20 protein-coding genes are annotated in these 22,090 nt (G+C 66.4%); 4 read left to right on the top strand and 16 right to left on the bottom strand.

The genetic code is table 11. From position 1 onward, the window contains the following. Positions 1 to 48 precede the first annotated feature (48 nt). From ACY8GK_RS13355 to cbiE, 8 genes are all read right to left on the bottom strand, one after another. Positions 49 to 474: a DUF2946 domain-containing protein gene (locus tag ACY8GK_RS13355; RefSeq protein ID WP_462401427.1), complete on the bottom strand. Its 426-nt coding sequence runs from the start codon at positions 472 to 474 to the stop codon at positions 49 to 51. A 19-nt stretch (positions 475 to 493) separates the two neighbouring features. Then, entirely contained in the window at positions 494 to 976 is a 483-nt protein-coding gene (locus tag ACY8GK_RS13350; RefSeq protein WP_462401426.1) for a copper chaperone PCu(A)C, read from the bottom strand. A 47-nt stretch (positions 977 to 1,023) separates the two neighbouring features. Then, a complete protein-coding gene (locus ACY8GK_RS13345) occupies positions 1,024 to 1,413 on the bottom strand; it encodes a DUF2946 domain-containing protein (protein WP_462401425.1) in 390 nt (129 codons plus the stop codon). 120 nt (positions 1,414 to 1,533) lie between these two features. Continuing rightward, positions 1,534 to 2,391, bottom strand: coding sequence for an SPFH domain-containing protein (locus ACY8GK_RS13340; RefSeq protein WP_196176089.1), 858 nt, complete (start codon positions 2,389 to 2,391; stop codon positions 1,534 to 1,536). Then, on the bottom strand, positions 2,388 to 2,855 hold the full coding sequence (locus ACY8GK_RS13335) for an NfeD family protein (protein ID WP_196176092.1): 468 nt from the start codon (positions 2,853 to 2,855) through the stop codon (positions 2,388 to 2,390). The genes ACY8GK_RS13340 and ACY8GK_RS13335 overlap by 4 nt, the downstream gene beginning before the upstream one ends. Positions 2,856 to 2,980: 125 nt before the next feature. Next, complete coding sequence (locus ACY8GK_RS13330; RefSeq protein WP_196176094.1) at positions 2,981 to 3,700, bottom strand: cobalt-precorrin-6A reductase; 720 nt, start codon at positions 3,698 to 3,700, stop codon at positions 2,981 to 2,983. Further along, on the bottom strand, positions 3,697 to 4,791 hold the full coding sequence (locus tag ACY8GK_RS13325) for a cobalt-precorrin-5B (C(1))-methyltransferase (protein ID WP_462401424.1): 1,095 nt from the start codon (positions 4,789 to 4,791) through the stop codon (positions 3,697 to 3,699). The genes ACY8GK_RS13330 and ACY8GK_RS13325 overlap by 4 nt, the downstream gene beginning before the upstream one ends. Further along, positions 4,784 to 5,995 carry a precorrin-6y C5,15-methyltransferase (decarboxylating) subunit CbiE gene (gene cbiE, locus ACY8GK_RS13320; RefSeq protein WP_196176097.1) on the bottom strand — a complete coding sequence of 404 codons (1,212 nt, stop codon included), beginning with the start codon at positions 5,993 to 5,995 and terminating at the stop codon, positions 4,784 to 4,786. The genes ACY8GK_RS13325 and cbiE overlap by 8 nt, the downstream gene beginning before the upstream one ends. 178 nt (positions 5,996 to 6,173) lie before the next feature. Here cbiE and cobG point away from each other — a divergent pair, with 178 nt between their 5' ends. From cobG to cobJ, 4 genes are read left to right on the top strand one after another with little or no spacing between them, the layout of a single operon-like run. Further along, positions 6,174 to 7,499, top strand: a complete 1,326-nt coding sequence (gene cobG, locus ACY8GK_RS13315; protein ID WP_196176099.1) for a precorrin-3B synthase — start codon at positions 6,174 to 6,176, stop codon at positions 7,497 to 7,499. Continuing rightward, positions 7,492 to 8,118 (top strand): precorrin-8X methylmutase, encoded by a 627-nt coding sequence (locus ACY8GK_RS13310; protein WP_196176101.1) that lies wholly within the window; start codon positions 7,492 to 7,494, stop codon positions 8,116 to 8,118. The genes cobG and ACY8GK_RS13310 overlap by 8 nt, the downstream gene beginning before the upstream one ends. After that, positions 8,115 to 8,849 (top strand): precorrin-2 C(20)-methyltransferase, encoded by a 735-nt coding sequence (locus ACY8GK_RS13305; RefSeq protein ID WP_196176103.1) that lies wholly within the window; start codon positions 8,115 to 8,117, stop codon positions 8,847 to 8,849. Before ACY8GK_RS13310 ends, ACY8GK_RS13305 begins: the two co-directional genes overlap by 4 nt. Continuing rightward, positions 8,837 to 10,549 (top strand): precorrin-3B C(17)-methyltransferase, encoded by a 1,713-nt coding sequence (cobJ, locus tag ACY8GK_RS13300; RefSeq protein ID WP_462401423.1) that lies wholly within the window; start codon positions 8,837 to 8,839, stop codon positions 10,547 to 10,549. The genes ACY8GK_RS13305 and cobJ overlap by 13 nt, the downstream gene beginning before the upstream one ends. A 69-nt stretch (positions 10,550 to 10,618) precedes the next feature. Here cobJ and ACY8GK_RS13295 read toward each other — a convergent pair whose 3' ends face one another. The 8 genes from ACY8GK_RS13295 to accC all read right to left on the bottom strand — a co-directional run bounded on the left by ACY8GK_RS13295 (position 10,619) and on the right by accC (position 22,085). Then, positions 10,619 to 13,390, bottom strand: coding sequence for a hybrid sensor histidine kinase/response regulator (locus ACY8GK_RS13295; protein WP_462401422.1), 2,772 nt, complete (start codon positions 13,388 to 13,390; stop codon positions 10,619 to 10,621). Positions 13,391 to 13,526: 136 nt separating this feature from the next. Beyond that, complete coding sequence (gene purD / locus ACY8GK_RS13290) at positions 13,527 to 14,822, bottom strand: phosphoribosylamine--glycine ligase (RefSeq protein ID WP_196176109.1); 1,296 nt, start codon at positions 14,820 to 14,822, stop codon at positions 13,527 to 13,529. A 141-nt stretch (positions 14,823 to 14,963) separates the two neighbouring features. Further along, positions 14,964 to 16,571 carry a bifunctional phosphoribosylaminoimidazolecarboxamide formyltransferase/IMP cyclohydrolase gene (purH, locus tag ACY8GK_RS13285; protein WP_196176111.1) on the bottom strand — a complete coding sequence of 536 codons (1,608 nt, stop codon included), beginning with the start codon at positions 16,569 to 16,571 and terminating at the stop codon, positions 14,964 to 14,966. 79 nt (positions 16,572 to 16,650) lie between these two features. Beyond that, the gene (gene fis / locus ACY8GK_RS13280; protein WP_134692528.1) at positions 16,651 to 16,971 is read right to left on the bottom strand and encodes a DNA-binding transcriptional regulator Fis; all 321 of its coding nucleotides are present in this window, start codon (positions 16,969 to 16,971) and stop codon (positions 16,651 to 16,653) included. Next, positions 16,968 to 17,981: a tRNA dihydrouridine synthase DusB gene (dusB, locus tag ACY8GK_RS13275; RefSeq protein ID WP_196176113.1), complete on the bottom strand. Its 1,014-nt coding sequence runs from the start codon at positions 17,979 to 17,981 to the stop codon at positions 16,968 to 16,970. Before dusB ends, fis begins: the two co-directional genes overlap by 4 nt. Before the next feature lie 231 nt (positions 17,982 to 18,212). Next, positions 18,213 to 19,523: a DUF3426 domain-containing protein gene (locus tag ACY8GK_RS13270; RefSeq protein ID WP_462401421.1), complete on the bottom strand. Its 1,311-nt coding sequence runs from the start codon at positions 19,521 to 19,523 to the stop codon at positions 18,213 to 18,215. A gap of 28 nt (positions 19,524 to 19,551) precedes the next feature. Then, positions 19,552 to 20,445 (bottom strand): 50S ribosomal protein L11 methyltransferase, encoded by an 894-nt coding sequence (gene prmA, locus ACY8GK_RS13265; protein ID WP_196176117.1) that lies wholly within the window; start codon positions 20,443 to 20,445, stop codon positions 19,552 to 19,554. 293 nt (positions 20,446 to 20,738) lie between these two features. Beyond that, entirely contained in the window at positions 20,739 to 22,085 is a 1,347-nt protein-coding gene (accC, locus tag ACY8GK_RS13260; RefSeq protein WP_196176119.1) for an acetyl-CoA carboxylase biotin carboxylase subunit, read from the bottom strand. Positions 22,086 to 22,090: the final 5 nt, after the last annotated feature.

Below are 22,090 nucleotides of genomic sequence, written 5' to 3'. Positions count from 1 at the left end.
CGATCGGTCATGAGGGAGCCGGCCCTTGCAGGGCAGGCAGGAAGGCGCTCAGGTGCTGATCGAATGGGGTGGGGCGCGGCTGCGGGCTCCAGGGAACACGGCCTGCCTGGCATGACCCTGCAAGGTCGCGATGGCTGGGCAGGCTGGGCATGGTACGGCGTTGGTGCCGAGCGGGCTGAGGCTTTGCGGCAAGGCCGGGCAGTTGAACAGCAAACTGCAGTAACCGCACTTTTCCCACAGCACGTGCAACTGGCCATCGTGCGAGTGGCCGTGATGATCGGACGCCTCGGCATGGTGCGCGGCCGGCATGGCCATGAGCATGTCCATGCCGGCGTGATGATTCATCGGCATCGACTGGGAAACCAGCGGACCGATGAACAGCATCCACATGGCGAACAGGCTCAGCCAGCCACCACCGGAACGCTTGCGTTCAGGGCGAGCAGGGCGGGCGAAGCGACTGCGTGGCAGGCTCATGGCCAGTATCGTCCGGGACTCAGTGCGTGTGGACCTGGCCGTTCTGGCCAACAGGCGGCTGCTTCTGGACCAGGACCTGAACGGTGATGTCGCCGGCCTTTTCGAAATGCAGTGTCAACGGGAAGCGCTTGCCGTCGCCCAGCTGGCTGCGATCCGCTGGCTGCATGAGCATCACATGGTAGGCGCCGGGTGCGAAGACCAGGTCCTGGCCGGCCCGGACCGGCACGCTCGCCACCTGCTGCATCTTCAGCGTGCCGCTGGCGTCCTGCACATGGGCATGTAGCTGTGCATCGCTGCTGATCGGACTGTCGACACCGAGCAGACGGTCGTCCTGCTTGCCATTGTTGTGCACGACGAAATAGGCGGCGACATTGGGCGCGCTCGGGGGCAGTTCCAGGGACCACGGATGGGCGATGTGCAGTTCGCCCTGGGTATATTCATGAGCACTGGCAAAGGCGCTGGGCAGCAGCAGGGCGGCCAGTATGGCCCGGTACTTGAGCATGAGGGGTTCTCCAGTCGATCGAGGTTCACGGCACGTGTCGAGTGAACTCAGACCAGAGGAGACGCCCTGGGATTGAGTGCCGGCCAGAGCTGGCGCGGTGTGGGCTGGCTGGCAAGGGGTGGCGGAGCATGCACCTGCGAGTGCGAAGGCGGGCCACGCACCTGGGCTGGCTGGCTGGAAAGGGCCAGCGCTGGCGGGCCGCCGAGGCAGCACCAGCAGTGCTGCACCTGGGCATGCTCGTCATGCTGCTGACTCAGGTCGATCTTGGCCAGGGCCTGGAGATCGGCCTTGGCCTTGCCCGTCGTGCTGGAACAGAAGGCCCCCCACAGCAGCTGCTGCGTCGGGCTTTTCGGCGCGGCGCAAGATAGCGGCATGGCCAGCAGGTTGAACAGCACCGCGAGGCAGGCTATCCAGGCAATGTGCCGACGTGGGGGCATGGAGAGATCCGGTCAGGAATCAGGCGGCTATTGTAAGCCCGAGTATAGGTAAAAAGCCGAGGGTGCGGTGAACTGCCGCACCCGGGTGTTGCGTGCCGCTCGAGGGCAAGCGCGTTGGCCTCAGGCAGGCTTGCCGCGCCCCATCAGGCCGCGCACGGTTTCCTGGAGGTCGGCGGGCAGCACCACCATCTTGGCATTGTCACTGCCAGCGAGTGTTTCCATCGCGCCGATATAGCGTTCACCCAGCAGGTACATGGCTGGCGTGATTTCGCTGCCCACCGCTTCGCGTACCAGGGTGATGGCCTTGGCCGAGGCCTCGGCCAGGCTGACCTGCGCCTCGGCATCCAGCCTGGCCGCTTGCAGGCGTGCCTCGGCCTCGAGGACGGCAGCCTGCTTGGCACCTTCGGCACGGGTCACGTCGGCCTTGCGTTCGCGCTCGGCGGCGGCCTGGCGCTCCATGGCCATCTGCATGTTGGCGGAAGGCTTGATGTCCTGGATCTCTACCGAACGCACGGTGACACCCCAGTCCTCCGTCTGTTCGGACATGGCATCGCGCAGGCGGGCCTTGATCTGCTCGCGACTGGACAGCGCCTCGTCGAGATCCATGGCCCCGACGATAGCGCGCAGCGAGGTCATGGTCAGGCTGGTGACGGCGAAGGAGAAGTCCTGCACGCCGTACGAAGCCTTCTGCGGATCGACGACCTTGGCGAAGCACAGGGCGTTGGCGACGATGACCGCATTGTCGCGGGTGATGATCTCCTGCTGCTGGACATCGAGGATGATGTCCTTGGTCGGCAGGCGGTAGGCGACCACGTCCATGTACGGAATGACGATGTTCAGGCCGGGCTTGAGGGTGCTGTGGTAGCGGCCCAGGCGCTCGACGATCCATTCCTCGCCCTGGGGCACGATTCGTACCCCCTTGAAGACGGTGATCAGGACGAAGAGGGCAAGCGTGCAGACGACGATGAGACTGGTCATGGCATTGGATTCCCTGTTGTAGCGGTTTCGGCCCGGACGATCCGGGCGATGTTGCCTTCGATGGCGGCGAGCCGGACGCGCTCGCCGGGGGCGATCTCGGTGTCGGCGATGCAGACCCACTCCTCATTGCCGAGGATCGGCTTCTGGAAGCGCACCCGGCCCTTGCGGAACTGCGAAACGCCGACCGTCAGCAGGCCGACCTCACCCAGGACGTGGTCGGCGGTCCAGCGTGTATCCGGGCGCATGCGCCGGAACAGCCTGAACCATACCGCGGTGGTGATGGAGGACAGCAGTACCCAGAGCAGGACCTGCAGGTCCAGTTGCAGGCTCGGCACGGCAAGGGCGACCAGCGCGACCAGCACGGCCCCGATGCCGAACCAGAGGATGAAGAAGGTCGGCAGGGCCAGCTCGAGCACGATCAGTGCGAAGCCGAAGACCAGCCAGACCCACCATTGCATTTCCATAGGGGACTTTCCATGTGGGGGAGCGAAGTGTATGGCAGGGTAAAGGCCGATAGCCATTCAGGCGAGTCCCGATGGCTTGTAGGCACTTTCACCGCAGGCGTCGATCCGCCTGCCAGGCCGCATGCCTAAAGCCCCAGCGCGTGCGACAGCGTCTCGACCTCGAAGAATTCCCGGTCTACCTCAGGCAGCCGCGGTCGGCTGAGCACCAGCACCGGGACACCCCGTTCACGCGCGACCTCGAGCTTCGGCTCGGTCGCGCTGCTACCGCTGTTCTTGCTGACCAGCACGTCGATCCGTCGGCTTTCGAACAGCATGCGTTCATCTTCGATACGGAACGGCCCCCGTGCGCCGATCACTTCGCAGCGGGCATTGCCGGGACAAGCCTCGAGGGCACGCAGCGTCCAGAACTGGTGCGTCGGGATCTGCTCGAGGTGCTGCAGGGGTTCCCGGCCGAGGGTGAACAAAGGGCGCCGGAAGACGGCCAGGGCCTGGCTCAGTTGCGCCCAGTCCGCGACTTCGCGCCAGTCGTCGCCCGGCTGCGGCTTCCAGGCAGAGCGGCGCAGGGCCCAGCAGGGAATGCCCAGCGCTGCCGCGGCCTGGGCTGCGTTGCGGCTGATCTGTGCGGCATACGGATGAGTGGCGTCGACCAGTAGGCCGATGCCAGCCTGGCGCAGGTACGCGGCCAGGCCGTCGGCACCGCCATAGCCACCGACCCGTACCTGGCAGGCCAGGTCTTGCGGCACCCGACCGATCCCGGCCAGGCTGTAGACATGCTGGGGGCCGAGACGGCGGGCGATGGCCAGCGCTTCGGCGACGCCGCCAAGCAGCAGGATGCGCAGGCTCATCGCCCAGCCGCCTGGCCGACGACGCCCCCTTGGCGGTCGATGGCGAAGACCTCGACCCGCACTGCCGCCGGCACCACGCCACGGGCCACTTGCAGGGCCCGGGCGCAGACCGCGTCGCCGAGCCCGATGCCCGCCGCATGGGCAAGCGCCAGGGCCTGCTGGCTGGTATTGGCGTGGGTGATGGCCGCTTGCAGCGCGCTATCGCCGCCGAGCTGGGCTGCCCATTCGGCCAGTTGCGGCAGGTCGATGCTCGAGTGCCGGCTGTGCAGGTCCATGTGTCCGGCGGCCAGCTTGCTGATCTTGCCGAAACCGCCGCACAGGCTCAGGCGAGCCACGGGCACCTTGCGCAGGTGCTTGAGCACCGCGCCGACGAAGTCGCCCATTTCGATCAGGGCGATCTCCGGCAGGTCGTAGAGCCGGCGCATGGTGTCCTCGCTGGCGTTGCCCGTGCATGCGGCAATATGCTGGTAGCCGTTGGTGTGGGCCACGTCGATGCCTTGCTGGATCGAGGCGATATAGGCGGCGCAGGAGAACGGCCTGACGATGCCGCTGGTTCCGAGAATCGACAGGCCACCGATGATCCCCAGGCGCGGATTCATGGTCTTGAGCGCCAACCGTTCGCCGTCGCGAACGTTGATTGTGACTTCGAAGCCCCCCGCATGATCATGCTCGTCGGCCAGCCGCTGCAGGTGTTCGCTGATCATCCGCCGGGGCACCGGGTTGATCGCCGGCTCCCCCACCGCCAGTACCAGCCCGGGGCGCGTCACGGTGCCTACGCCTTCGCCTGCCAGGAAGCGGATGCCGGGCGTCGTGGTCAGGCGCACCTGGCTGTAGAGCAAGGCACCGTGGGTGACATCCGGATCGTCGCCAGCATCCTTCAAGGTGCCGGCCTCGGCCTGTTCGCCGGCGCGGCGGCAGAACTCCAGGCGCATCTGTACCTGCCGGCCCTTGGGCAGGGTGATACGCACGGCATCGCTGCTCAGGCCGGTGAGCAGCAGGCGCGCCGCCGCCAGGCTGGTGGCCGTCGCGCAGCTGCCGGTGGTCAGGCCGCTGCGCAGCGGCGCGGCGCGTTCCTGGGTTTCCTCACGCATCGCTTGGCTTCACCACGTCCAGCAGGGTGATCGGCAACGCCTGACGCCAGGTGTCGAAGCTGCCCAGTGGCTGGGCCTGGGCGACATGCAGGCGAGTAAGCTCGCCGCCGTGCAGCTCGCGCCAGCGGGCCAGGGTCAGTTCGCTCTGCAGGGTCACCGCATTGGCGACCAGCCGCCCGCCGGGGCGCAGCCGCTCCCAGCACAGGGGCAACACGCCTTCGCGGGTGACGCCACCACCGATGAAGATGGCATCGGGACGCTCGAGCGTCTGCAGAGCGTGTGGCGCGCTGCCCCGGACCAGATGCAGGCCAGGCACGCCGAGCTGATCGCGGTTGTGCTCGATCAGCGCCTGGCGCCCTGCGTCGGCTTCGATGGCCAGGGCCCGGCAGCTGGGGTGGGCACGCATCCATTCGATCGCGATCGAACCGCAGCCTGCGCCCACGTCCCAGAGCAGTTCGCCCGGGCGTGGCGCCAGGCGTGCCAGGGTGATGGCGCGGATGTCCCGCTTGGTCAGCTGGCCATCGTGGCGAAAGGCACTGTCGGGCAAGCCGCAAGCCAACGAGGCCAAGGCTGCGTGAGGCGTGGCCCGGCATTCGAGGGCCACCAGGTTGAGCGCCGCGACCGGTTCATCGGGCCAGTCTTCGGCGCTGGCTTGCAGGTGACGTTCGAGAGCGCCGCCCAGGTGCTCGAACACATGCATCCGGCTCGGCCCGAAGCCGCGTTCGCGCAACAGCCCGGCGATGGCGGCAGGACTGCCAGCGTCGTTGCTCAGCAGCAGCAGACGCCTGCCGTCGAACAGTTGGGCATTGAGCAGCGCCAGCGGACGGGCGACCAGCGAGACCACCGGCACATCCTGCAGCGCCCAGCCCAGCCGCGCGGCGGCCAGTGTGCAGGACGACGGCGCGGGGAACACCTGCATCTCGTCGCTGCCGACCTGGCGCGCCAGGCTGGCCCCGACCCCATGGAGCATCGGGTCCCCGCTGGCCAGCACGCATACCGGTTCGCCGCGCAGTGCCAGGACCGCAGCGAGGGAGAACGGGCTTGGCCAGGCCAGGCGTCGCGCGCTCACGCAACGCGGCAGCAAGTCCAGCTGGCGGGAGCTGCCAAAGACCTGCGAGGCGCCCAGCAACGCTCGTCGGGCCTGCTTGCCCAGGCCGCTGAAACCGTCTTCTCCGATACCCACCACCGTCAGCCAGGGTGTCATTGCATACCTCATCCACCATGTGAAAAGCGCATTGCCGGCAGGATCGCTGGGCCGGGCGCCAGGACACGGGCCACTTCCCGATTCGTCATCACGTTCGATCGCCGGCTTTTCATGCAAGCGAGCAAAGCAGGCATAATACCGTGCCTTCTACACTGAAGTGCTCTTTCACGATTGTCGGATGCCCTCCTTGAAGCCGGTCCCGCCCCCAGCTGTATCGCCTCGTCCCTCGGCCTGCCCGGGGTTGTGGCGCATCGTCGCCGCCCGTGACGGCGGGATCTGCCGCATCAAGCTGCCCGGCGGCCTGCTGCTGGCCGACCAGGCCGATGCGGTGGCCCTGGCCGCGCAGCGCTTCGCGGGCGGCCTGATCGAGGCCACCAACCGAGGCAACTTGCAGATCCGTGGCATCGGCCACGATCATCGCGGCCTGGTCGAACACCTGTTGGCTGCCGGGCTGGGGCCACGCGAGGCGGCCGGCGACGATGTGCGCAACCTCATGCTCAGCCCGCTGGCCGGTGTCGATCCGCAGATGCGCTTCGATGCCCGGCCCCTGGCTGCGCAGATTCTCGCCATGCTGGAGGGCACGCCGCGCCTGCACGCGTTGTCGGCCAAGTTCGCCGTGCAGCTCGATGGCGGCGAGGGGCTGGCGATGCTCGAGCATCCCCATGACCTCTGGCTGTCGGCGCTGGAGCTCGACCAGCAGATCTGGCTGGCGTTCGGCCTGGCCGGCTGTCCCGGTCGCGACCGGCCGGTCGGGGCGGTGCCGCTGGCCGCCGGGCTAGCGCTGGTGCGCGCGGTGCTGGAGCGCTTCCTCATGCTTGCCACGCCTGAACAGACGCGTATGCGCCAGTTGCTCGAGACCTGCACCGTCGAGACGTTCGTCGCCGGGCTGGATCTGCCGCTGCGCCGTGACGAAGGGGTACTGCGCTGGCAGCGCGGCAAGGCGTCGAGCCCTTGGCTCGGCGTGCTTCCCCAGCGCCAGGGCATGGCTCTGGGCGTGGCACCACCGCTGGGGCGCCTCGAACCGGCCATGCTGCGTGGCCTGGCGCGAATCGCGCGCGAGGTGGGAGACGGCAGCCTGCGCCTGAGTCCCTGGCAGAGCCTGGTGCTGACCAATCTCGACCCGGCCGGCCTGGCCGAGGCAGGCGAGCAGCTACGCCGGCTCGGGCTGCTCTGCGAAGCGACAGCGCCATTGGCGCGCCTGACTGCCTGCACGGGCTCGCGTGGCTGCGCCAAGGGACTGGCCGACACCAAGAACGATGCCGTGGTGCTGTCGAGCCTGCTGCGCGGCGGTGGGGCCGGCAGCGTCCATCTCAGCGGCTGCCCGCGTTCCTGCGCCGCCGCGCATGTCGCCCCGGCGACCTTGCTGGCCCGCTCGCCGGGCCGCTATGACCTGTACCTGCGCGATGCGCGCCTGTCTGGCTTCGGAGCCTTGCGCGCACGCAACCTTACCTTGAAAGAAGCAGGCGCCATGCTCGACCTGCCGACGGAGCACCTTGATGATTGACTACATCCGCGATGGTCAGGAGATCTATCGCAATTCCTTTCGCATCATTCGCGAGGAGGCCCGGCTCGAGCGGATCCCCGCCGACCTCGAGAAGCTTGCCGTGCGGGTGATCCACGCCTGCGGCATGGTCGAGGCGATCGATGGCCTGCAGTTCTCCGAGGGAGCCGGCAAGGCAGGGCGCGAGGCCTTGGCCCAGGGCGCGCCGATCCTCTGCGATGCGCACATGGTCGCCGAAGGCATCACCCGTGCCCGCTTGCCGGCGAACAATGCGGTGATCTGCACCTTGCGCGATCCGCGGGTGCCGGAGATGGCCCGCAGGGCAGGCAACACGCGCTCCGCGGTCGCCCTGGAACTGTGGCGTGAGCACCTCGAAGGCAGCGTGGTGGTGATCGGCAACGCGCCGACAGCGTTGTTCTACCTGCTCGAGATGCTCGACGCCGGGGCGCCCAGGCCGGCCTTGATCCTGGGCTTTCCAGTAGGCTTCGTCGGCGCTGCCGAGTCCAAGGCGATGCTGGCCGCCGATAGCCGCGCGGTGCCTTTCGTGATCATGCAGGGCCGCCTGGGCGGCAGCGCCATGGCGGCCGCCGCGGTCAATGCCCTGGCCACGGAGGTGGAATGATGTCGCCACGTGGACGGCTGTTCGGCCTGGGCGTCGGCCCCGGTGATCCGGAACTGATCACGGTGAAGGCCCTGCGCCTGTTGCGCGAGGCCCCGGTGGTGGCGTACTTCGTCGCCAAGGGCAAGCGCGGCAACGCCTTCGGCATCATCGAGGCGCACCTGCAGGCCGAGCAGACCCTGCTGCCGCTGGTCTACCCGGTTACCACCGAGGTCCTGCCAGCACCGTTGTCCTACGAACAGGTGATCAGCGACTTCTACGACCAGGCTGGTCTGGAGGTGGCAGCGCACCTGGATGCCGGGCGTGACGTGGCGGTGATCTGCGAGGGCGATCCGTTCTTCTATGGGTCCTACATGTACCTGCACGATCGTCTGGCGCAGCGCTATGAGGCCTGCGTGGTACCGGGTGTCTGCTCGATGCTCGGCGGTGCTTCGGTACTGGGTGCGCCGCTGGTCTATCGCAACCAGAGCCTGTCGGTGCTTTCGGGCGTGCTGGAGCATGACGAGCTCAAGCGGCGCCTGGCCGACGCCGACGCGGCAGTGGTGATGAAGCTGGGTCGCAACTTCCACAAGGTCCGCCAAGTGCTGGTCGAGCTGGGGCTGGCGCAGCGAGCGCTGTATGTCGAGCGGGCGACCATGGGCAACCAGAAGATCGTCCCGCTCGACCAGGTCGATCCACAATCGTCGCCGTATTTCTCGCTGATCATCGTACCGGGGGAAAAATGGCAGGGATGAGCATGCACAAGGCACCTGCCATCATCGTGCTGGGTCAAGGCGGGCTGGCTACGGCCCGGCGGCTCCAGGCGCTCTACCCCCAGGCTCGGGTCCACGGTCTGCAAGGCCGCGTCGAAGGCGCCGACAGCACCTACGCTTCATTCGGCGAAACCCTGCGCGCCTTGTACCGGCAGGACACGCCGATCATCGCCTTGTGCGCGGCGGGGATCGTCATTCGTAGCTTGGCCGGCCTGCTGAGCGAGAAGGGCAGCGAGCCGCCCGTGCTGGCGGTGGCCGAGGATGGCAGCGCCGTGGTGCCTTTGTTGGGCGGGCTGGGCGGGGTCAATGGCATGGCCCGACAGATCGGCGCCGAGCTCGATGTATCCGCAGCCATCACCACCAGTGGCGAGTTGCGTTTCGGCACCTGCCTGCTCAATCCGCCACAAGGCTATGTCCTGGCGGACCTGGAGCAGGGCAAGCGGTTCGTCTCCGACCTGCTGGCTGGCGAAGACGTGCGCATCGAAGGCCAGGCACCGTGGCTCGAGCAGGCGCGCCTGCCAGCCAGCGAAGCCGCCCGGCGTACCATCCGTGTCAGTCACCAGGCGCATCCGGCGAGCCGCGAGCAGCTGTTGATCCATCCGCGCACGGTGGTGGTGAGCATCGAGGCCGGCGTGCCGGAGCCGGCGCGAAGCGTGCAAGCGGCACTCGAGGCCCAGGGCATCGCCCAGGCCTCGCTGGCCTGCCTGCTGGCTGGCGAACGGCAGATGGCCGATTCGCAGCTACGGCAGGCGGCCCAGGCACTTGGCACGGCGTTACGTTTCGTTCCCGAACGGCCGTCCGTCGAGCACTGGCTGCGCCAGGCCATGCCCGCTGGCCAGTCGCTGCCAAGCGCTGTGCCAGGCCTGGGCCTGAGCGTGGCTGCGGTGCCGGTCGACCCAAGTGGCATTGGCCGCGCGCGTGGCCGGCTGGCGGTCATTGGCCTGGGGCCAGGCGCGACCGAGTTCATGGTGCCCGCGGTCAAGGCTGAACTGGCGCGTGCCCAGGACGTGCTCGGCTATGAGACCTACGTGCGCATGGCCGGGCCGTTTCGTGACGACCAGGTGCTGCATTGCACCGACAACCGCGAGGAAATGCAGCGCGCCCGGCACGCCTTCGAGTTGGCGGCGCAAGGGCGTTCGGTGGTGGTGGTGTCGTCTGGCGATCCGGGCGTGTTCGCCATGGCAGCTGCCGTCATGGAAGCCTTGCATGAGTCGGACGATCCGGCCTGGCACCGGGTCGAGCTGGAGGTGCTGCCTGGCGTTTCCGCTTCGCTGGCCACGGCCGCGCTGGCAGGGGCGCCGCTGGGGCATGACTTCTGCGTCATGTCGCTTTCGGACAATCTCAAACCCTGGTCGATCATCGAGACACGCCTGGCGCTGGCGGCCCAGGCCGACCTGGCGCTGGCCTTCTACAATCCGATCTCCCGCGCCCGGCCCTGGCAGCTGGGCAAGGCCCTGGACGTGGTGCGCCGTCATCGGGACCCAGCGACGCCGGTCGTGCTCGGCCGCGATGTCGGCCGGCCAGCCCAGGCGCTGCGGGTGGTCAGTCTGGGCGAGCTGGCGCCGGAAATGGTCGACATGCGGACCATGGTGCTGGTCGGCTCCTCGACCACCTGTGCCTTCGAGCGCGTCGGTGGTGGCAGCTGGGTATACACGCCTCGCTGGTACGGCAGCAAACCCTGAACCGAGCCGGGCCCGGCCGCCTGGCCTGGCCCGCTGGCGGGGCGCACGGATTCAAGGCCCCGCTTGGCCTCAAGGCGTGCGCAAGGCTCCCGCCTGCTGCTCGCGCTGGCGTGCCCAGTACTGAACCAATTCGCGCAGCTGCGACAATTCCACCGGTTTGGCCATGTGTCCATCCATCCCGGCCTGCTGGGCCCGCTCCTTGTGTTCCGAAAGGATATGCGCGGTCAGGGCCACGACCGGCGTGCGCGGGCGATCCTGAGTCTGTTCCCAGGTGCGCAGCTGCTGGGTCGCGGAGAAACCGTCGAGAATCGGCATCTCGCAATCCATCAGTACCAGGTCGTAGCGAGTGCGTTGCATCGCCTGCAAGGCTTCGGCCCCATTGCTGGCGGTGTCAGGCTCCAGGTTGAGCTTGCCGAGCATGCCACGGATCACCTTGGTCGAGATGCTGTTGTCCTCGGCCACCAGGATACGGAAGTCCGCCGGCAGGTCCTGCACGGGAGGGAGGGCGCCAGCAGGCACTGGCAGCAGCGGATCCTTGCTGCGCCGGGCCAGCTCCTCGGCAAGGGTGGTCTTGAGCGTGTAGCCGGCTACCGGCTTGGCCAGGATCCGCTTGATCCCGGCATTGCGGGCGATGATCTTGCTCGGCGCGTTGCTGATGCCGGTGAGCATGATCACCAGGATGTCATGGTTCAGGCTCGGGTCTTCCTTGATCCGGGTGGCCAGTTGCATGCCGGTCATGCCCGGCATGTTCTGGTCGAGCAACACCACATCGAAGTAGTCGCGCAAGTGCGCCTTGGTGCGCAGCAAGGCCAGCGCCTCCTTGCCCGACGGCACGGCACTGACGCTCATGCCCCAGGCGCTGCACTGTTGGACCAGCACCTTGCGACAGGTGTCGTTGTCGTCGACGACCAGGGCGCGAGCCTCGCGCAGCGGCCCTTCCAGGTCGGCCGGCGGCTGCTCCAGCCGCTGTGGATCGAGCGGTAGGGTCAGCCACAAGGTATTGCCGGTGCCGACGCTGCTCTTGATACCGAACTCGCCCTGCATCAGGCCGATCAGCTGCTTGGCGATCACCAGGCCAAGGTGGCCGCCGAGCTTGTCGCTCGAGAGAAAGTGTCGGCTGTGCAGTTCGGTCTGCAACAGGGCGTCGCGCTCGGCATCGGCCAGCGACTCGCCGCTGTCCTGCACGGCGATGCGCAGCCGCGGCATGTCGCTGCGCTGGTCGAGGGCAACCACCAGCAGGATCTCGCCTTCGCTGGTATTCTTCATCGCGTTGTCCAGCAAGCTCGACAGCGCCTGGCGCAGTCGCGTCGGGTCGCCGCTGATGACTCTCGGCACCTGTGGCTGGGTGAAGCTGATCAGCTCGATGTTCTGCTGCTCGGCCTTGGCGCGGAAGATGCTCAGGCAATCCTCGATCAAGGCATTGAGGTCGAACTGCACATCGTCCAGTTCGATCTGGCGGGATTCGAGCTTGGCGATGTCGAGGATCTCGTTGATCAGGGTCAGCAGCTCGTTGCCCGCGCTATGGATGGTCTGCACGTAATCGCGCTGCTTGACCGACAGCGGGGTGCCCAGCAGCAGTTCGGTCATTCCCAGCACGCCATTCATCGGCGTGCGGATCTCATGGCTGATCTTGGCCAGGAACTCGGCCTTGGCGTTGATTTCCGCATCGCTGGCGGCCAGGGCCCGGTTGGCGCGGATGCGCTCTTCGCTGATCTTGCGCAGGCGTTCGCCGACCGCCAAGTTCAGCAGCAGGCCGCTGAGTACCGTCAGCCCCATCAGGATGCACAGCAGCCAGGGGGTGGACGTACGGGTGAACGCCAGCAGGGCGGGGAGCAGCACCAGGCCGCCGAGGTTGAACACCAGCAGCGCGGCGGTGAACATCCGGGCCGGTCTATAGCCGTTGTACTGCTGGTAGCCCGACACCAACAGCATGCTCAGGCTACCGGTGGCCAGCAAGGCGTAGGTCATCAGGTTCAGTGGCAAGGTGTCGACGAACAGCAGGATCAGCCCGCTGGTGCCTGCCATCAGGATCTCGGCCTGCAGCAGGCGATTGAGTCGGGTCGATCGACACGGGGCGAAGAAGTGTTGGGTGAAGTACAGCCCGGCCATTCCCGCCAGGACCAGTGTCAGGTAGGCGGCAGGCGTCTGCGCGGTATGCCACAGATGCCACCATGGGCCACTGAGATTGAGCAGGATCAGGGCGCTGAGCAGCATCAGCCCGTGGTACAGCGCCAGGGCCAGGCAGACACCGGCGCGCGAATAGAAAAAGCGGATCAGGTTGTGCGCGATCAGCATCAGCAACCCGCCGAACAGCAGGCCGAAGAGCAGCGGCTGGCGCTGGTCGGCTGCCGCCGCCGTGGCGGTTTCCAGGGAAATCGCCGGGCGCAGCTGATGTTCGGAAACCAGGCGCAGGTAGATATCCAGGACCCGGGTGCTGTTCGGCAAGGCCAGGACATGGTCGCTGCTGCGCAAGGCCGAGCTGTCGGCTTCGCTCGTGCGACCATGGTGCAGCTGCCGTACCACCCTGTCACCATCGAGCGCATACAGGTCCAGGTGGGACAGGTCGGGCGCGAAGATGCGTAACAGACGTTCCTGCTGCCCAGGTTGCATCCGATAATGCAGCCAGAGCGCCTGGTCGGGCAGCCCGGCATCGAGGTTTTCCAGGCGCAGCGGGCTGAACTGGTTGCGGTAGCGATCGGAGCGTATGTCGCTGAGCTGCAGGTTGGCCTGCTCGTCGAGCAGGACCGACCAGCCCGCGCCCTGGCTGGCTGCGGCAGGCTGCAGGCAGAGCAGGGTCAGTGCACTGAAGATCAGGACAATGGCAATCCGAAGCCGACGCACGACGAGTTCCTTTCCTTGCTCGATGCCAGGCCCATCACTATGCGCGGCGCGCCAAGGCCAAGGCAAGGCCGCCGAGGGCCTGGGCGACGAGGCGAAAGGTCGGCTGCCGGCGGCGCGCCGATCTTCCACCCGGCGGTTATCGCAGGCTCTCACCACGCTCGCGGGCAATGGCCCGATAGCCGATGTCGGTGCGATGGAAGCTGCCGTCCCAGCTGACCTGCTCGGCCAGGCGATAGGCCTGCTGCTGGGCCTGGGCCACGGTATCGCCCAAGGCCGTGGCGCACAGTACGCGACCGCCGCTGGTGACCACCTGGCCATCCTTGAGGCTAGTGCCTGCATGGAAGACCTTGCCCTCGAGCTTGGCGGCCGCTTCCAGGCCGCCGATCACGGCGCCTTTGGCGTAGTCGCCGGGATAGCCGCCAGCGGCCATTACCACGCCCAGGCTCGGGCGCGGGTTCCACTGCGCCTCGACCTTGTCCAGGGCCTGGGCGAACGCGGCTTCGACCAGCAGGACCAGGCTCGACTCGAGGCGCAGCATGACCGGCTGGGTTTCAGGGTCGCCGAAGCGGCAGTTGAACTCGATGACCTTGGGGTTGCCGGCCTTGTCGATCATCAGCCCGGCATACAGGAAGCCGGTGTAGACGTTGCCTTCCTCGGCCATGCCACGCACGGTGGGCCAGATCACCTGGTCCATGACGCGCTGGTGGACATCGGGAGTGACCACCGGTGCCGGTGAGTAGGCGCCCATGCCGCCGGTGTTCGGGCCGCTGTCGCCGTCGCCGACGCGCTTGTGGTCCTGGCTGGTGGCCATCGGCAGGACGTTGTGCCCGTCGACCATGACGATGAAGCTGGCTTCCTCGCCATCGAGGAACTCCTCGATCACCACCCGCGAGCCGGCATCGCCGAAAGCATTGCCGGCCAGCATGTCGCGCACGGCCGCCTCGGCTTCTTCCAGGCTCATGGCGACGATCACGCCCTTGCCTGCGGCCAGGCCGTCGGCCTTGATCACGATCGGTGCGCCTTTTTCCTTCAGGTAGGCCAGGGCCGGCTCGATCTCGGTGAAGTTCCGGTAGTCGGCGGTCGGGATCTGGTGACGGGCCAGGAAATCCTTGGTGAAGGCTTTCGAGCCTTCCAGCTGGGCCGCGCCCCTGGTTGGGCCGAAGCAGGCCAGGCCGCGACTGCGGAACAGGTCGACGACACCCGCGACCAGTGGCGCTTCAGGGCCGACGATGGTCATCTGGACGTTCTGCTCGGCGAAGTCGGCCAACTGCTCGAGGGCGGTCACGTCGATGGCGACGTTCTCGCACTTGGCTTCGGTGGCGGTGCCAGCGTTGCCCGGGGCGACGAAGACCTTCTCGACGCGCGGATCCTGGGCGACCTTCCAGGCCAAGGCGTGCTCGCGCCCACCACTGCCGATGATCAAGACTTTCATTGAAGACTCCTTGGCGTGGGGGCGGGGCCAAAGCTTCGAGTTGCAAGCTAAAGCCGCGTTGCCGCTCCCACTTCTTTATCGTTCAGAAATGTTGTTCGCTGCAAGCAAGCGTCATGCGCAATGCCTGCAGCTTGCAGCCGATCAGTGGCGGAAGTGACGCATGCCGGTGAACACCATCGCGATGCCGGCTTCGTCGGCCGCGGCGATCACTTCGGCGTCGCGCATCGAGCCGCCTGGCTGGATCACCGCGCTGATGCCGACCTTGGCGGCATTGTCGATGCCGTCGCGGAACGGGAAGAACGCATCCGAGGCCATGACCGCGCCCTGCACCTGCAAGCCGGCGTGCTCGGCCTTGATCGCGGCGATGCGCGCGGAGTTGACCCGGCTCATCTGGCCGGCGCCGACGCCGATGGTCTGGCGGTTCTTGGCGTACACGATGGCGTTGGACTTGACGAACTTGGCGACTTTCCAGGCGAACACCAGGTCATGGATCTCCTGCTCGGTCGGGGCGCGCCTGGTGACGATCTTCAGGTCATCGGCAGTGATCATGGCGATATCGCGGCTCTGTACCAGCAGGCCGCCGTTGACGCGCTTGAAGTCCCAGCCGGTGGCGCGCTCGGCTGGCCACTGGCCGCATTCGAGCAGACGCACGTTCTGCTTGGCGGCCACTACGTCGCGGGCAGCCTGGGAGATCTTCGGCGCGATGATCACTTCGACGAACTGGCGCTCGACGATGGCCTTGGCGGTTTCGCCATCGAGCTCGCGGTTGAAGGCGATGATGCCGCCGAAAGCCGACTCGGTATCGGTGGCGTAGGCCAGGTCATAGGCCTTGCGGATGCCACCTTCGTCTTCAGGCACGACCGCCACGCCGCAGGGGTTGGCATGCTTGACGATCACGCAGGCGGGCTTGACGAAGCTCTTGACGCATTCCAGCGCGGCGTCGGTATCGGCCACGTTGTTGAACGACAGCTCCTTGCCTTGCAGTTGCACGGCGGTGGAAATGCTGGCCTCGCCCTTGCCGGCCTCGACATAGAACGCCGCGCTCTGGTGCGGGTTCTCGCCGTAGCGCATTTCCTGGGCCTTGACGAACTGGGTGTTGAAGGTGCGCGGGAACTCACCGCGCGCTTCGGTACCCAGAGTGTCGCGGCTCTGGTCGATGGTGCCCATGTAGTTGGCGATCATGCCGTCGTAGGCGGCGGTGTGCTCGAATGCCTTGAGCATCAGGTCGAAGCGTTGGGCATAGGTCAGGCCGCCAGCCTTGAGGCCTTCGAGCACGCCGGCGTAGTCGCTGGCGTTGACCACGATGGCCACGTCCTTGTGGTTCTTGGCCGCCGAGCGGACCATGGTCGGGCCACCGATGTCGATGTTCTCGATCGCGGTAGGCAGGTCGCAGCCTGGCTTGGCGATGGTGGCTTCGAACGGGTACAGGTTGACCGCGACCAGGTCGATCGGCTTGATGCCGTGCTCGGCCATGATGGCGTCATCGAGGCCGCGACGGCCGAGAATGCCGCCGTGGATCTTCGGGTGCAGGGTCTTGACCCGGCCATCCATCATTTCGGCAAAGCCGGTGTAATCGGCCACTTCCACCGCGTCCACACCATTGTCCTTGAGCAGCTTGTAGGTACCGCCGGTGGACAGGATCTCGACGCCGAGCTGTTGCAGCTCACGGGCGAACTCGAGGATACCGGTCTTGTCGGAGACGCTGATCAGGGCGCGGCGGATCGGCAGGCGGGTAGTCTGGTCGGTCATTTCGGATTCCATAACGCGGTGGAGTCAGCAAAAAAGGCGAGCTCGTCGAGGAGTCGCCTTTTCTGGTTGGGATTGTGGCTTACAGCAGATCGTACTGTTTCAGCTTCTTGCGCAGAGTGCCTCGATTCAGCCCGAGCATCTCGCTGGCCTTGGTCTGGTTGCCCTTGACGTAGTTCATCACGCTTTCGAGCAAGGGCGCCTCCACTTCGGAAAGCACCAGGTTGTATACGTCCGTGACGGTCGCGCCTTCGAGATGGGCGAAGTAGTTGTGCAGCGCCTTCTCGACACTGCCACGAAGGGTCTGACCCTCTTCGCTCGGCGTGTTGAGGTGCTGTTTGAGGTTGACGTTGTCGCTCACGGGCGTTGTTCCACTCACTAAAGTCTCGGTCATCATCGTCATGCGGCCACCCCTTGTCCGTCCCCTGTCTCAAGGCTCTGTCGACGTTCGCGGAAGAACTGGCGAACGTTGGCGCACTGCGCTTGCGTATCTTCCAAAGCGTTGAATTGCTGGCGGAACTCCTTCCCGCCCGGTCGTGTTGCCAGGTACCAGCCCACATGCTTGCGGGCGATGCGCACGCCCATCACCTCGCCGTAGAAGGCGTGCAGCGCGGCAAGGTGTTCCAGCAGAATGCGCTCCACTTCGTCCAGGCCAGGCTCCGGCAGGCATTGACCGGTGCGCAGGTAGTGCTCGACCTCGCGAAAGATCCACGGTCGACCTTGCGCCGCGCGCCCGATCAACAGCCCGTCGGCGCCAGTCGCCTCGAGCACGGCGCGAGCCTTGTCTGGCGAAGTGATATCGCCATTGGCGAACACCGGGATCGACACGGCCTGCTTGATCGCGGCGATGGTGTCGTACTCGGCTTCGCCGGTATACAGGTCGGCGCGCGTCCGGCCATGCACCGCCAGTGCCTGTATGCCCGCCTGTTCGGCGATTTTCGCCACCGTCAGGCCATTCTTGTTCGCCCGGTCCCAGCCGGTGCGGATCTTCAGGGTCACCGGGACCTCGACCGCGTCGACCACCGCCCGCAGGATCTGCTCGACCAGTGCCTCATCTCTCAATAAAGCAGAGCCTGCCGCCTTGTTGCAGACTTTTTTCGCCGGACAGCCCATGTTGATATCGATGATCTGCGCACCGGCTTGCACGTTGGCCCGGGCGGCAGCGGCCAGCATCTGCGCGTCGCCTCCGGCGATCTGCACCGAGCGGGGCTCCGGATCATCCTCATGGATGCGTCGCAGGCGCGACTTGCGGCTGTCCCACAGGCTCAGGTCGCTGGTGACCATTTCCGACACCACCATGCCCGCGCCAAGGCGCTGGCAAAGCGTACGGAAAGGCTGGTCCGTGACCCCGGCCATGGGCGCGAGGATCAGGTTGTTGCGTAGTGTATAAGGGCCGATGCGTACCGCCGACATAGGTGTTCCCTGTTGTGGGGCCGAATCATTGGAGTTCGAAAAAGGGTTGGCATGATACCCGCTCTCGATGACTGGATAAAGATGGGGCTGGATAAAAACTGAACAGCGGTAGGTCGTGAACGGCAACCCGCAAGCGGCAAGCAGTTGCGTAGCGATATCGCTGGAGCGCAAGCGTTCCTGCTTGGCAGGAAAGTGACAGGCGTCAGGGCGCTCGCTTGTGGCTTGTGTTCCCTACTCCGGGGAGCGGAAGCTCAGGCTGTAGTTCACGGCCTTGGGGCCGGGGTCGAGGATGTCCAGGGCGATGTGGATCGGCGTCTGGCTCGGCATGTCCCCGCGTCCGGCCAGCTCGCCGCTGAGGTACTCGCTGGGCTTGAAGCGGCGACTGGCGATCAGCTGGCCGTTGAGATCGGCGAAGCGCAGCTCGAGCAGGGGGAACGGCTGGGGGAACGAGGCGCGGTTGTAGATGATCGCATCGACGATCAGCGCGCCTTTGAAGTCGGGGTGGCTACGAACCACCAGATTGCTGCTTCGGATGCGCGAGATATCGACCCGGGTCGGTACCTCGCAGCCCAGACTCGGGCAGAGGCTCTGGAACCAGGGGCGGTACTGGTCCTGGCGCGCCAGCTCGTCGAAGTGATACCAGACGTACTGCAGCAGCAACGTGGCGGTCGCCAGCAGGACCAGCAGGCCCCACAGCAGGCGCTTGCGCCAGTTGGGCGCGGGCTTTTGCCAATCGAGTTGCAGCGGGTCGTCGACCACGCCGATCAGCGGCTCCTTGCGCGGCCTGGCGGCGGGCGCGCCTAGCCCCGGCTCGATCCGGTCGTGCCCGATCTGCTCCGGTCGGTCGAGTGGCGCGTGCTGGTCCGGCATGGCCGTGGCCATGGAGTCACTGGACGAGGAACGGCTGGCATGTTCGTCGAGCGCCATGTCGAGGCTCAGGGTCGGCTCGGTCCGTTCGGCCGGCGGCAGGTGTGGCGCATCGGGGCTGGCCGGATCGGCGAACAACAGCGAAGGCGGTTGCACCTCGCTGTCTTCGATGGCCGTGCCGAACGGGCGTCCATCGTGATCATCCGTGGTATCGTCGCGCCGGGCATGCAGGCTGGCGTGGTTAGGGTGACTGTCTCCCGGCGCGGGGACGCCGCGTCGCTCGAGGCGCGCCAGCTCCTGGTCGAGATCCACTTCGTCCAGCGGGTTGCCCGCCATTGCCCAGTCCTCCGCACTCGCAGCAGGCGCATTGCCAGCTGACATCGGTGCCGCGGATACCATCGTCGCCGGCACGCCAGCCTGCTCCCCGAGCGATGGCCCGTCGACTCGCTCGGTCGGGCGGGTTGCAGGCGTCGTGTCCGGTTGCGCCCCGGCGGTTTCTTCCGCAGATGGCTGGCCGGTTTCGGCGCGGTGCCGCTCCAGCAGCTGCCGGGCGGCATTGAATACCTGCAGGCAGGAACCGCAGCGCACCACGCCCCGAGCCAGACTCAACTGGTGATGGGTGACGCGGAAGCGGGTCTGGCAATGTGGGCACTGGGTGACGAAACTGTCGCTCATGCGCTGGGTCCGTGGGGGCTGCTGGGGTTTATGCCTGGGCTGCCGGGCGGCGGCGACCGCTGATGCGCACCCAGCCGTCGCGCTCGGCGATCGGATCCAGTTCGAAGTCCGCGGCGTAGGCAGCTGCCACTTCGGCGCCCTGTTCGGCGAGGATGCCCGACAGGGCCAGCAAGCCGCCCGGGCGGACCAGGCCCGACAGTTGTGCCGCCAGGGACACCAATGGCCCGGCGAGAATGTTGGCGACCAGCACGTCGGCCTGCATCGGCGGCATCTGCTCGGGCAGGTACAGCGCCAGGCGCTCTGCGGCCAGACCATTGCGCCCGGCATTGTCGCGTGAGGCTTCGAGGGCCTGGACGTCGATGTCGGTACCTACCGCCTCACGTGCGCCAAGCAGCAGGGCGGCAATGGCGAGGATTCCCGAGCCGCAGCCGAAATCCAGCACTTGGGTACCTTCGAGCTGCTGGCCGTCGAGCCACTCCAGGCACAGGGCCGTGGTCGGATGGGTGCCGGTGCCGAACGCCAGTCCCGGGTCGAGCAGCAGGTTGACCGCCTGGGCATCCGGTGCCTGGTGCCAGCTCGGCACGATCCACAGACGCTGGCCGAAGCGCATGGGCTGGAAGTTGTCCATCCAGCTGCGCTCCCAGTCCTGGTCCTCGATCAATTCGGCCTGGTGCTCGGGCAGCTCGGCATCGGTAAGCAGACGCAGATGGGCGAAGATCGCCTCGGCCTGGGCATCGGCCTCGAACAGCGCGAGCAGGTGGGTATGGCTCCACAGCGGCGTGGTATTGAGGTCCGGTTCGAAAATCGGCTGGTCTTCGGCATCCATGAAGGTCACCGAGACAGCGCCCACTTCGAGCAGGGCATCTTCGTAGGTTTCGGCTTGTTCCGGGCTGATGGCCAGGCGTACTTGCAGCCAGGGCATGGCGGGTACCTATGATAAATCGACAGGGGCAGCCCGAGGCTGCCGGAGGGTGGCAGTTTACTTGAGTGCGCGAGGTTTGTGCAGGACGCTTGGCGGGACAGGCCGCTGCGCCGCGATCGGGCCCGCAGGGGCCGTAAACCAGGCCACGCCATGGAACTGCCAGGTCACGATACCGAACCTACGGTCTCCGCGGGTCCGGTCGCGGCACCAGGGCCGCACAACCTGCACCACCTGGAAACAGGCTCCATGAAAAACCCCGACACGAGGTCGGGGTTCTCTGTTTCACGCCAGGATCACTCCTGGTTGGCCAGCTTGTGCTCGAGGTAGTGAATGTTGACACCGCCCTTGCAGAAACCATCATCGCGCACCAGTTCGCGGTGCAGCGGGATGTTGGTCTTGATCCCGTCGACGACGATCTCGTCCAGGGCATTGCGCATGCGCGCCATGGCCTCGTCGCGATCCTTGCCATAGGTGATCAGCTTGCCGATCAGCGAGTCGTAGTTCGGCGGAACCGCATAACCGCTGTACAGGTGCGAGTCGACGCGCACGCCATTGCCGCCAGGGGCATGGAAATGCTTCACGGTACCTGGACTCGGGATGAACTTCTTCGGGTCTTCGGCGTTGATCCGGCATTCCAGGGAATGGCCGCGGATCACCACGTCCTCCTGGCGGAACGACAGCTTGTTGCCCGCGGCGATGCTCAGCATCTCCTTGACGATGTCGATGCCGGTGACCATTTCGGAAACCGGGTGCTCCACCTGCACGCGGGTGTTCATCTCGATGAAGTAGAAGCTGCCATTCTCGTACAGGAACTCGAAGGTGCCGGCACCGCGGTAGCCGATTTCGATACAGGCCTGAACGCAGCGAGCGAAGACTTCCTGGCGGGCCTTCTCGTCGATCCCCGGTGCCGGGGCTTCCTCCAGGACCTTCTGGTGACGACGCTGCAGCGAGCAGTCACGGTCGCCCAGATGCACGGCATTGCCCTGGCCATCGGACAGGACCTGGACCTCCACGTGGCGTGGGTTGGTCAGGAACTTCTCCAGATAGACCATCGGATTGCCGAAGGCAGCGCCAGCTTCGTTACGGGTCAGCTTGGCCGAGGCGATCAGGTCTTCTTCCTTGTGCACCACGCGCATGCCGCGACCACCGCCGCCGCCGGCGGCCTTGATGATCACCGGATAGCCGACTTCGCGGGCGATCGCCAGCGCGGTCGCTTCGTCTTCCGGCAGCGGGCCGTCCGAGCCTGGCACGGTCGGTACGCCGGCCTTGATCATCGCTTCCTTGGCCGAGACCTTGTCGCCCATCAGGCGAATGGTGTCGGCCTTGGGCCCGATGAAGGCGAAACCGGATTTCTCGACCTGCTCGGCGAAATCGGCGTTCTCGGCAAGGAAGCCATAACCTGGGTGGATGGCGGTGGCGCCGGTCACTTCGGCAGCGGCGATGATCGCTGGAATGTGCAGGTAGGAATCCTTGGAGGCCGCGGGTCCGATGCACACCGCCTCGTCAGCCAGGCCCAGGTGCATCAGTTCACGGTCAGCCGTGGAGTGTACGGCGACGGTCTTGATCCCCAGTTCCTTGCAGGCACGCAGGATACGCAGGGCAATTTCGCCACGGTTGGCAATCAGAACTTTTTCCAGCATCGCAG

This window comes from Pseudomonas sp. Marseille-QA0332, assembly GCF_054950175.1.
This window is presented reverse-complemented; position numbering and strand designations above follow the sequence as displayed.

Excerpts from the sequence above, each read along its gene's own strand:
- ACY8GK_RS13355 (WP_462401427.1), bottom strand. The coding sequence starts at position 474 with ATGAGCCTGCCACGCAGTCGCTTCGCCCGCCCTGCTCGCCCTGAACGC.
- ACY8GK_RS13350 (WP_462401426.1), bottom strand. The coding sequence starts at position 976 with ATGCTCAAGTACCGGGCCATACTGGCCGCCCTGCTGCTGCCCAGCGCC.
- ACY8GK_RS13345 (WP_462401425.1), bottom strand. The coding sequence starts at position 1,413 with ATGCCCCCACGTCGGCACATTGCCTGGATAGCCTGCCTCGCGGTGCTG.
- ACY8GK_RS13340 (WP_196176089.1), bottom strand. The coding sequence starts at position 2,391 with ATGACCAGTCTCATCGTCGTCTGCACGCTTGCCCTCTTCGTCCTGATC.
- ACY8GK_RS13335 (WP_196176092.1), bottom strand. The coding sequence starts at position 2,855 with ATGGAAATGCAATGGTGGGTCTGGCTGGTCTTCGGCTTCGCACTGATC.
- ACY8GK_RS13330 (WP_196176094.1), bottom strand. The coding sequence starts at position 3,700 with ATGAGCCTGCGCATCCTGCTGCTTGGCGGCGTCGCCGAAGCGCTGGCC.
- ACY8GK_RS13325 (WP_462401424.1), bottom strand. The coding sequence starts at position 4,791 with ATGCGTGAGGAAACCCAGGAACGCGCCGCGCCGCTGCGCAGCGGCCTG.
- cbiE (WP_196176097.1), bottom strand. The coding sequence starts at position 5,995 with ATGACACCCTGGCTGACGGTGGTGGGTATCGGAGAAGACGGTTTCAGC.
- cobG (WP_196176099.1), top strand. The coding sequence starts at position 6,174 with ATGCCCTCCTTGAAGCCGGTCCCGCCCCCAGCTGTATCGCCTCGTCCC.
- ACY8GK_RS13310 (WP_196176101.1), top strand. The coding sequence starts at position 7,492 with ATGATTGACTACATCCGCGATGGTCAGGAGATCTATCGCAATTCCTTT.
- ACY8GK_RS13305 (WP_196176103.1), top strand. The coding sequence starts at position 8,115 with ATGATGTCGCCACGTGGACGGCTGTTCGGCCTGGGCGTCGGCCCCGGT.
- cobJ (WP_462401423.1), top strand. The coding sequence starts at position 8,837 with ATGGCAGGGATGAGCATGCACAAGGCACCTGCCATCATCGTGCTGGGT.
- purD (WP_196176109.1), bottom strand. The coding sequence starts at position 14,822 with ATGAAAGTCTTGATCATCGGCAGTGGTGGGCGCGAGCACGCCTTGGCC.
- purH (WP_196176111.1), bottom strand. The coding sequence starts at position 16,571 with ATGACCGACCAGACTACCCGCCTGCCGATCCGCCGCGCCCTGATCAGC.
- fis (WP_134692528.1), bottom strand. The coding sequence starts at position 16,971 with ATGACGATGATGACCGAGACTTTAGTGAGTGGAACAACGCCCGTGAGC.
- dusB (WP_196176113.1), bottom strand. The coding sequence starts at position 17,981 with ATGTCGGCGGTACGCATCGGCCCTTATACACTACGCAACAACCTGATC.
- ACY8GK_RS13270 (WP_462401421.1), bottom strand. The coding sequence starts at position 19,523 with ATGAGCGACAGTTTCGTCACCCAGTGCCCACATTGCCAGACCCGCTTC.
- prmA (WP_196176117.1), bottom strand. The coding sequence starts at position 20,445 with ATGCCCTGGCTGCAAGTACGCCTGGCCATCAGCCCGGAACAAGCCGAA.
- accC (WP_196176119.1), bottom strand. The coding sequence starts at position 22,085 with ATGCTGGAAAAAGTTCTGATTGCCAACCGTGGCGAAATTGCCCTGCGT.